Annotated in this window: 5 protein-coding genes; 4 read left to right on the top strand and 1 reads right to left on the bottom strand. The window is 46.2% G+C overall.

All coding sequences use genetic code 11. The features are described from left to right. Window positions 1-621 precede the first annotated feature (621 nt). Window positions 622-2337, bottom strand: a complete 1716-nt coding sequence (locus CSD97_RS01615; protein WP_098031873.1) for a DUF6377 domain-containing protein — start codon at window positions 2335-2337, stop codon at window positions 622-624. A 371-nt stretch (window positions 2338-2708) separates the two neighbouring features. On the opposite strand from CSD97_RS01615, the gene CSD97_RS01610 reads away from it, so the two are divergent. Genes CSD97_RS01610 through CSD97_RS01595 form a run of 4 tightly spaced genes read left to right on the top strand, consistent with a single transcriptional unit; the run spans window position 2709 to window position 10140 of the window. Continuing rightward, entirely contained in the window at window positions 2709-5693 is a 2985-nt protein-coding gene (locus CSD97_RS01610) for a TonB-dependent receptor (RefSeq protein ID WP_005824745.1), read from the top strand. Window positions 5694-5711: 18 nt separating this feature from the next. Continuing rightward, complete coding sequence (locus tag CSD97_RS01605; protein ID WP_005834883.1) at window positions 5712-7238, top strand: RagB/SusD family nutrient uptake outer membrane protein; 1527 nt, start codon at window positions 5712-5714, stop codon at window positions 7236-7238. Window positions 7239-7269: 31 nt separating this feature from the next. Further along, entirely contained in the window at window positions 7270-8781 is a 1512-nt protein-coding gene (locus tag CSD97_RS01600) for a glycoside hydrolase family 30 protein (RefSeq protein WP_098031872.1), read from the top strand. A 27-nt stretch (window positions 8782-8808) separates the two neighbouring features. After that, window positions 8809-10140 (top strand): DUF5125 domain-containing protein, encoded by a 1332-nt coding sequence (locus tag CSD97_RS01595; protein ID WP_005834880.1) that lies wholly within the window; start codon window positions 8809-8811, stop codon window positions 10138-10140. Window positions 10141-10188 lie beyond the last annotated feature (48 nt).

Here is a 10188-nt window from a genome sequence, read left to right as displayed (position 1 = left end):
TTTTCCAAAACCGAAGTTCCGAAAGAAACCTATGGCAAAGAAGAGAAAAATGGAAGCTTACCGCTCCGTTTTACTGTCAGAATGTCAAAACATCGCCGCCTTCGTTCCCGAAAGCGGATGCAAAAGTAGCGCTTTTACGGACATCTGCAAAATATATACAAGCTTTTTTTGAGGGTTTACGTGAACTTTTTCATAACTAGCTGATTGATAGATATGTTTTAAAGCATGTTTTTTAAAGGGAAAGAAAGGAAGGAAGGAAGGGGACACATTATATATATACGCGCGCGCATCGGAATATACTAAGTTCGCCCCTTGACATAGACCACAGAACGGCCGGCACCACGCTTGAGGAGCCCAAAGAGAACTGACAATAAACCTGCGAAAGGCTACATCCGGAAAGCCCGGATACTAAACGAGAACTACTGAACAACTTTTCTCACCACAGATATGTTTCTTTCTTACCACACCCGCGTTTCTTTCTTTCCACAGCTGTGGTAAGAAAAGAACATTGCTGTGGAAAGATTAGTTTTTAGAGAAAAACAAGGTAGTACATCGCAGTTTTTTTCCTAACTCTTAGGTGTCATCTACGCACCATACTGCGACAATCAGTAGAAGCCTTTATCAAATCCACTTCTGTGCCCTACCCAAAGAACGCACAACGGCAGCAAACTCTTCCCGAGGAATGATAGCCTTATTACGTGTTTTCAAACGATTATTATAAACGGTCTGAGGTGAATAATGCAAGAATTCGGCAATCTTCACACTATCAGTGATACCTAAACGCACCAAAGCATAAATGCGCAATTCCGTATTCAGTAACTCACCATCTTTTAGCACAATCTGCTCGTCAGGATGGAGCAAGGCATTGAAGTCACTTACAAAATCCGGATAAATGTGCAAGAAGATAGCATCAAAGTTATGATAGAACTCTTTCAACTCATTCTGTGCCATAGAATGAGTATCGGTTAATGCTTTCACATCCTCCAACTGGTTTGCCTTAAGCTTACGATTGATATTTTTCCGATACTCATCCAGCTTACTGATATAATTGGAACAAATGGAAAAGACATAACCTATGTATTCCTCCTTCACATAGTTGGATTCACGAAGCTGATTATTGGTATCCCTCAACTGTTCATTCAAAGAAGTAAGCTGTACATTCGTTTCTGCCACTTGTCCGTGCATTTTCGAAAGCTCTTCCACATGCTTATTCAAGCGGTTGTTTGCCTCATTCAGCTGTTGGCGCGACTGCTTCAACCGCTTCATCTGCTTGTATATATATAGGAAGGCAAACAAGGATATCAAAGACAAGACACTGACCAGTACCAAATACATACGTAACCGCGCTTCTTGCCTCTGATTACGTTCCTGATAGATCTGACGAATGGTGTCCTGCACCGCAGAGATGCCCACTACCCTCACCCGGTTCCGATATGCCAAGGCATTCTGCAAGCAGTAACTCATGTAGACATAAGCATGGTCAATATCACCCAAACTAAAAAGTACCCCCGCCAGCTCTTCCAACGAAGCAATATCTTTATTGGAGATACGTACATCGGCCATAGCAGAATATATCAGGTAAGTCAGATAATTTTCCTGCTCATCGGACTCGCGATAAAAGCAGGCCAGCACGTAAGCATTCATGGCATCGCGCCGAGTGTCGAATGCAGAATTAAGAATTCCCTTCTGCAAACGTTCTTTAAAAACATACATACTGTCCGTACCTTGTACTACCTGCCCTTTATACCACAAGAACAAGGGGTCTTCAGGGGTAAGAACCATATTCAAAGAGTCCTTGTAAACACGCTCCAACTGTGCATAATGTTCATGCAAAGTACCCATTTCACTACCGGTATACTGATTGAAATGCGAATACAGATACAACATTTGTCCGTAATAGTCCACTAACAATTCTTTGGGGAGCGAACCGCCCGAGACTCCGTCCAACTCATCCTGGGCTTCTTTCAACAGACCGGTGGCAGCCAACAGAAAAGACTTTTTTATCTTCCACTCCATCTGCCGGTATTTATCATTCTGCTTATAAACTATGTCCAAATTGCCTGCCACATAATTCATTGCAGAATCGGCATTATAGACACAATACTCATCATAAAGATTTTTATTCAGCCAATATCTCTCCTCCAAAGTACGCACATCCTTTCGCAACTTGTGCAACTGGGCAATCTTCGCCTCTTTAAGCATAGCAAACGTGTTTTTTTGCGCAATCAGAGAATCAAGACGCACCAGCAGTTCTTTTATCTTTTCACTGTAAGGTGCCGCATTCAGAAAGGTACACCCCATCAGCAAAAATAGTAAAGCTATGATTTTTCTTTTCATTTCTATTATCTATATAAGGCTGAGAGCACAAAGATAAATTAATCTATCTAAACATAAACTACCTCCACCCTAAAAAGTACATGAAATTTAAGAGATATTTCGACCGCTCAAAGCGACAAAACAGTATATACAGACCTCCTTCCATAGTGGCCGACCTTTACTTTACACAGTAATCAGCAAGAATACAACTTATTATATATCTGATATTTACATTTCACACAGACTTACTTCTCCATATTACCTGCCTATCGGACGAATAGGGTTGTCCGCTATCTTTGCAGCACAGAAAGAAAAGTGTACTATGGAAAACCACCAATCTCTATTAGGACATACTTTTCTAATAATAAATTAAATCTTTCAATTAAAGTACTATGAGAATGATTACAAGAAATCTTCTTACGCGGAGTTACAAGCTCCTTTTGACATTACTCGTACTGCTAATGTCAACAAATGCATTTGCCCAACGATTGACAGCTACGGGTAAAGTAACAGATGCTGCAGGCCTGGAGGTCATTGGCGCATCCGTATTGGAAAAGGGTACCGCCAACGGTGTTGTTACCAATCTGGACGGGGAGTTTTCCCTGAGTGTAGGACAGAATGCCACACTGGTAATATCCTTCATCGGCTACAAAACGATAGAGGTAAAAGCAACCACCAACATGAATATCACATTGCAGGAAGATAACGAACTGCTGGACGAAGTGGTAGTTATCGGTTATGGAAGTGTGAAGCGTAAAGACGTAACCACAGCCGTATCCACGGTTTCTACAAAGGATTTGGACCAACGCCCCATTGTATCGGCAGCCCAAGCCCTGCAAGGCAAAGCAGCCGGCGTGTCGGTTATGCAACCCAGCGGTGAACCGGGCGGAGGCATGAGCATCCGCGTACGTGGTACCACCTCATTCAACGGCAGCAACGACCCGCTCTACGTAGTGGACGGTGTGCCCGTGGACAACATCAACTTTCTCTCTCCCAACGACATTGAAAGTCTCTCTATCCTAAAGGATGCCTCATCGGCAGCCATCTATGGTTCGCGTGCAGCCAACGGTGTGGTACTGATTACGACCAAAGCCGGAGCAGAAGGCAATGCCAAAGTGGCACTGAACGTACAATATGGTATGACGAAAGTAGCCAAGAGCATGGATGCCCTGAATACAGAACAATACCGTGAGTTACAGGAAGAAATCGGGGCTGTCAACCCCGCTGCCCTTGAAGGTCTAACAGACCAGACAGACTGGTTTGATGAAGTTTACAAAACCGGACAGACCCAAAACTACCAGGTGTCCGTATCTAACGGAAACGAAAAGATGAAATACTTCCTCTCTGCCGGTTATCTGAATGAAAAAGGCATTTTGGAAGGCACGTACTTCAAACGATATAGCTTCCGTGCCAACATTGACAACCAGATACGCAGTTGGCTGAACGTAAGTGCCAATATCTCCTACTCCGACAATATCGGAAACACCGGCATCATTTCCGGTACGGGTGCCAACCGTGGCGGTGTAGTCCTCTCGGTTATCAACACACCGACCTATGCTCCTATTTGGGACCCTGAAAAGCCGAATCAATACAATAAGAACTTCTACGGGGTAAATATCATGAACCCGATGGAAAACCTGGCCCGCCAGAAAAACAACAAGAACAAGGAGAACCGCCTCATCGCATCCGGAGCCGCTACCATCAGCTTTCTGCCCAACCTGAAGTTGAAATCATCCGTAGCCCTGGACCGCCGTAACGGTGTAAGCACCACATTCCTCGATCCAATATCGACCACCGACGGACGCAACAGCTTCGGTACAGCCTCTGACAACCGGAATATGAATACCGTGTTGGTTTTCGATAATATATTGACTTACAATACCAATATCAAGAAGCACGGCATCGACGTAATGGCAGGTTCTTCCTATACCAAATCGGACTATACCAACAGCTGGATAAACGGCTCACATTTCCGGGACGATAAAATACAGACCCTGAACGCTGCCAATAAAATTTCATGGGACGGTACCGGAACAGGAGCTTCACAGTGGGCCATCTCTTCCTATTTCGCCCGTGTGTCCTACAACTATGACAGCAAGTACATGCTTACCATGAACATGCGTGCCGACGGTTCATCCAAGCTGCATCCCGACCATCGCTGGGGTATTTTCCCCTCCTTCTCGGCTGCATGGCGCATTTCGTCGGAAAAGTTCATGAAAGACATCGCTTGGATTGATGACTTGAAGCTCCGCGGTGGCTGGGGACAGACCGGTAACCAAAGCGGTATAGGCGATTACTCGTATCTGCAACGTTACAACATCAACCGCATACCCTGGTTTGAAGAAGGTAACGACCATGCAGTTCCCGGTATCAGCCAGGCCAACCTGAGAACAAGTGACCTGAAATGGGAAACTACCAACCAGACGAACATCGGTCTTGACCTGACTGTACTGAACAACAGACTAACCTTCAGCATGGACTACTATTACAAGAAAACTACAGACATGTTGATGAATGTAAGTCTGCCTGCTGGTGCGGCAGCAACCACCAGCATCACCCGTAACGAAGGCGAGATGACCAACAAGGGATTCGAGTTCGCCATCAACTCCCATAACCTGACCGGCGAGTTTTCTTGGGATACAGACTTCAACATTTCTTTCAATAAGAACAAGCTGACCAAGCTGTCATTGCAGAAAATCTATACAGCAGCAAGCAGTGCCGAGGTGGTGAAAGAAAATATCGTACGCAATGAGCCCGGACGTCCTTTGGGTGGTTTCTACGGCTACATCAGCGACGGTGTAGACCCCGAAACCGGTAACCTGATTTATCGCGACCTTAACGAAGACGGCAAGATTTCCACTTCTGACCGTACCTATATCGGCGACCCGAATCCCGACTTCATCTACGGATTGACAAACACCTTTACATGGAAAGACCTCAGCCTGAGCATCTTCATCCAAGGAAGCTACGGAAACGACATCTTCAATGTGTCCCGTATGGAAACCGAAGGTATGTATGACGGTAAAAACCAGTCAACGGAAGTATTGAAACGCTGGAGAATTCCCGGACAGATTACGAATGTCCCGAAAGCCAACTTCAACATCAAGAACTCCACTTATTTTGTAGAAGACGGCAGCTACCTGCGTGTCAAAGACATTTCACTCTCTTACAACATCCGTTGCCGCCAGTTCAAGAAATGGGGTATCAGCCGCGTACAGCCTTACTTTACCGCCAGCAACTTGCTGACCTGGACCAGCTATTCAGGTATGGACCCCGAAGTGAACCAATATGGCAACAGCGGTTCTGTACAGGGCATCGACTATGGAACTTACCCGCAGAGCAAATCATTCGTTTTCGGTATCAATGTTGAATTCTAAAAAAGGAAGAAATAACTTATGAAACTAAACCATATATATAAAAGTATAGCTTGCGGTGTATTGTTGGCAATGACCGCAACCTCATGTGACTTGGACTATAATCCGGTAGACACCTACTCGGATGTAACGGAAGGAGTGAACAAAACTGATGAAAAGCCTATTTTCAACAGTGTGCAAGACGTGGAAACTTCAATGGTAACCCTTCACAAAAAATTTCGTGACCGGCAGGAGCACTGGTATGTCGACAAACTGCTTATCGGTGACGCTCATTCCGATAATGCCTACGCCGGAACAACGGGGGCCGAAGTGGTGCCTTACGAAACCAACTCCATTGAAGGCTCTAATTCTGTACTAAAACGTGACTGGGACCGTTTCTTAGGCGACATTGCCGTTGCCAACCGCATCATCGTGGGCTGTGACCAGCTCAAGGCACTCAGTGAAAGTGAACGCGGCAAGTATCAGTCACAAGCCAAGATATTCCGTGCCATGGTCATGTTCGATATGGTACGCTTATGGGGTAACTTCCCGGTCATCACTACCGTGGGCGGTGACATTACCGAAGACAACGTAGAAGAAATGTACCCGACCTATTTTCCTCCACAGAATACGGCTGAAGAGGCTTACGCCCAAATAGAGAAAGACCTGACTGAAGCAGTGGAAAACCCCAACACACCGACAAACGACACATCAGACAAGAGCATACTTACCAAATCGGTGGCACGTGCCATGCTTGCCAAGGTCTATGCAGAAAAACCTCTGCGCGATTATGCAAAGGTTATCAAATATGCCGATGAACTTGCTGCCGACGGCTTCGACCTCGTGGAAGACTTCAGCGACCTTTGGGCGTATGATACGGAAAAAAAAGACTGCCGGGTACGCAATACCAAGGAGGCAATTCTCGAAGCCCACTTTCCTCCCGGCTCCGGCAACTGGTGTACTTGGATGTTCGGCCGTAACTTGAGCAACTGGGATGAAAGTTTCACCTGGGCCAAATGGATTACCCCTTCCCGTGACCTTATCCGCCTCTATGAAGAGCAAGGAGACACGAAACGTTACAATGAATCTGTTGTATGGTATGACTGCGGATGGAGCAACTATTATCCGGCAGACCATTATGCCTTCATGTACAAATGCCGCTCTGCGTTCAACAGCATTATCTATCTGCGATATGCCGATATCCTGCTCCTCAAAGCCGAAGCAAAAATTATGGGAGAGGCTCCCGACCTGAACGGTGCAGCCGACATCATCGACCGCATCCGCAACCGCGCCGGACTGGGCAAACTTCCACAAAGCACCCGCAGCAGTAAAGAAGCATTGCTCCAAGCTTATATGGACGAACGCCGCATGGAGCTTGCCTTTGAAGGACAGCGCTGGTACGACCTTTGCCGCCTCAATAAGGTAGAAGAAGTGATGAACGCCGTTTACGCCAAAGACAGCGGCCGCCATGCACAAGAAAATCTGTTCAATGAGAACTCCTATCTGCTGGCTATTCCCCAAGGAGCCATCGACCAGAACGAAAATCTGATACAGAACCCGGGCTATTAATACTAATGAGTAATATAAAAATCAATTGAATATGAATTTAAGAAATATATTCACTACCGCATTAGGCTACTTCACCATACTGGCAGCCTGCGGCAATGACAATGACAGTAACATCACCCCTACACCGGAACCCAAGCCAGACCAACCCACGGAAGAGGCAAAGGATGTTACCCTCTATGTAACGAACACCAGTCGTACTTATGATTTGACAAAGTCCGGGCTGGCCTTCGGCACCGGAAGCAACATGTCACCTTCTACCGTGACACTTGACCCTGCCACCCGCTATCAGGAAATGGACGGTTTCGGTGCAGCCATCACCGGCTCTACCGGTTACAACCTGATGCAGATGACACAAGAGAACCGCACGAAGTTTCTGACTGAAACATTCTCGGACAAAGAAGGCTATGGCTTCAGCTATGTACGTATTGCCATCGGTTGTTCCGACTTCTCATTCAGTGAATTCACTTGCTGTGACGAAAAGGGGCTTGAGCACTTTGCCCTTCCGATGGAAGACACCAAATATGTGATTCCTATATTGAAGGAAATTCTGGCAATCAATCCTGCCGTCAAAATAATTGCCGCTCCCTGGACATGTCCGAAGTGGATGAAAGTGAAAAGCCTGGAGGAACGTGTACCCTTTGACTCATGGACCAGCGGACACTTGAACCCCGAATATTACAGAACGTATGGCGACTATTTCGTAAAATGGATACAAGCTTTCGAAAAGGAAGGCATCAAAATCCACGCTGTGACTCCGCAGAACGAACCGCTGAACCACGGTAACTCAGCATCCTTGTTCATGGGATGGGAAGAAGCCCGTGACTTCATCAAGACCGGCCTGGGCCCTGCCTTCAAAGAAGCCGGAGTTACTACAAAGATTTATGTTTTCGACCATAACTACAACTACGACAATCTGGCCGACCAAAAAAGTTACCCTACCAAGATTTATGATGATGCGGAAGCCTCACAATACATTGCGGGCGCTGCCTACCATAATTATGGCGGTAACCGTTCTGAGTTGCTGAATATCCACAAACTCTATCCCAACAAGGAACTGCTTTTTACGGAAACCTCCATCGGTACTTGGAACTCCGGTCGCGATTTGGAAGCACGCCTGCTTAACGATATGGAAGAAATAGCATTGGGAACAGCCAACAACTGGTGCCGCGGCACCATTGTGTGGAATCTGATGTTAGACAGTGACCTGGGACCGGTAAGCCCCTCAGATGGTTCTTGCAAGACCTGCTACGGTGCAGTGGATATTGACAATACAAACTATTCTAAAATTGTCCGTAATTCCCATTATTACCTTATCGGGCACATGTCTTCAGTCGTGAAACCGGGAGCTGTACGTATCGGAACGACCGGTTACACAGCCAACGGAATCACCTACTCCGCCTTCGAGAATACGGACGGTACCTATGCATTCGTATTGGCAAACAACAATGCAGATGCCAAGCGAATCACCGTAAGCGACGGCACACACTACTTTTCCTACGAAGTTCCGGCCAAAGCAGTCGTTTCTTACCGTTGGAAAAAATAAAACTAATAATTTAAACAGAAGATTATAATGAAAAGCTTAAAATACTATCTAATGGCATTGGCAGGCATAGCCATGCTGAATGCTTGCAGCGATGACGATCCGGTTCCCGGCAACCCGACAATGGACTTTCAGGCAGAACCTTCTTCAGCCTTGTTCGGAGACAGTCTGCCTTTTACAATCAAGGCATCGGACGCAGATGTACCCCTTTCCACGTTAAAAGCGCGGTTATACTTCAGCGACGAAATGGTGTCAGAGACTATAATCCGTACAAAAGTAAACGGTCAAGACTATACCGGGAAAATATATGTTCCCTATCTGGCAAATATTCCCAACGGAACAGCTACATTGAAGTTCATTCTGCAGAACATCAATTTCACAATTACAGAGAAAAGCTATGACGTGGCGCTGAGTCGTCCGGACTTCCCCTACCTAACTCTGATTTCCGGAGACCAAGAATACCGCATGGAAAAAGTCGCAGCCAATCAGTATAGCGTGACCGGTGAATTTGCACAAAAAGTGAAAGGTTACATCAAAGCTCCTAAAGTAGGCGCCAACGGGAATGAAATCAACTTCGGATGGAGCAACGGTGCCATTACACAAGGTACCTCCAGTGAAATTACCTTCTCCAATCTGTCAGCTGGAGAATATTCCATCTCCTTCAATACGTTGACTTATGCAGCCGCTCCTTTCGTGAAACTACTGCTGAACGGTTCTGAAATGGAGATGGTGGATGATGACCATTACAGCATCGACCTCAATCTGAAGCAAGGGGACAACATCACTGCAGACATTCCCAACTTCGACCAATATTGGATAGACCCCGACTTCTTCGAAAAGAATGAAGACGGTTCGCTGAAGTTCCTGCCCATCGATGGAACTTATCGCGTCATTGCCAACCTGGCCCTGAATTATCTGGAAGTATTGAAAATGAACGGAACAAGCACCGCCACTCTGAACGATGACGGAACCGGCGCCCTTTGGATTATCGGTGACGGTATCGGTAAACCTTCCGTAGCGACCAATGCCGTAGGTTGGACTACAGAAAAAGGTCTCTGCATGTCACAGATTGAAGCGAAGAAGTATCAGGTAACAGTAGTAGCGGGAGAGCAAATCAAATCTGATGACATCAACTTCAAGTTCTTCCACCAGCAAGGTTGGGGAGGTGAATATAAAAACGATGCCTTGTCTACCACCAGTGACTTAGTATTTATAGGTGACGGTACCAACGGACGTGATGCCGGCAACTTGGGCCTCGTAGAAGGCAAAAGCCTGGAAAACGGTGTCGCTTACCGGTTCACAGTTGACGTAACGGCAGGTGTCTCTTCGGCAGTTCTGACAGTAGAAAAGGTAGAAAGATAGACGGATAACGCAGAAGATTAACTAAATGAGAAAGGGGCTGGCTCTATA

The sequence above is a fragment of the Bacteroides sp. AR29 genome (assembly GCF_900217715.1).
Classification (GTDB): domain Bacteria; phylum Bacteroidota; class Bacteroidia; order Bacteroidales; family Bacteroidaceae; genus Bacteroides; species Bacteroides uniformis.
The sequence above is the reverse complement of the archived record's forward strand: the minus strand, read 5'-3'. Positions and strand labels throughout refer to the sequence as shown.

Coding starts and splice junctions, on each gene's coding strand:
- CSD97_RS01615 (WP_098031873.1), bottom strand. CDS start 2,337: ATGAAAAGAAAAATCATAGCTTTACTATTTTTGCTGATGGGGTGTACC.
- CSD97_RS01610 (WP_005824745.1), top strand. CDS start 2,709: ATGAGAATGATTACAAGAAATCTTCTTACGCGGAGTTACAAGCTCCTT.
- CSD97_RS01605 (WP_005834883.1), top strand. CDS start 5,712: ATGAAACTAAACCATATATATAAAAGTATAGCTTGCGGTGTATTGTTG.
- CSD97_RS01600 (WP_098031872.1), top strand. CDS start 7,270: ATGAATTTAAGAAATATATTCACTACCGCATTAGGCTACTTCACCATA.
- CSD97_RS01595 (WP_005834880.1), top strand. CDS start 8,809: ATGAAAAGCTTAAAATACTATCTAATGGCATTGGCAGGCATAGCCATG.